Genomic DNA, 364 nt, shown 5'->3' with positions numbered 1-364 from the left:
CGAGGGTGTCCTTGTTCCCAGAATGCAGCCCCTTCTCGTGGTGGGATAAGCGCAACCGCTCGCTTAATCCGTATCGCATCATGACAATTCCTTGTGTCATAAGCACCATCACCTGATATTTCAATTATTTTACGACGCGTTTGCTTGAGTAAGTTGGGGAGCACTTCGGCATCGGTTACGTTAGATAAACTCAGCTCTGCTGCGACTATTTCGTGAGTGCTTGTATCTACTGCAATATGCAGTTTACGCCAGACTCTGCGCTTCCCATCAGTACCATGCTTCTTGACCTTCCATTCACCCTCGCCATAAACCTTGAGGCCAGTGGCATCAATTGCCAGGTGTTGTATTGCTCCTCTGGTTTTGG

1 protein-coding gene is annotated in these 364 nt (G+C 48.6%); it reads right to left on the bottom strand.

Features of this window, described 5'->3' with window-relative positions:
- Positions 1 to 364: IS5 family transposase (locus tag OQJ86_RS26455; protein ID WP_265992361.1), on the bottom strand; the 364-nt coding region annotated here is incomplete at both ends.

This window comes from Vibrio sp. Sgm 5, from assembly GCF_026241575.1.
GTDB classification, from domain to species: Bacteria; Pseudomonadota; Gammaproteobacteria; order Enterobacterales; family Vibrionaceae; genus Vibrio; species Vibrio jasicida.
Note: the sequence above shows the minus strand (reverse complement) of the source record. Positions and strands in the feature narration are given on the sequence as shown.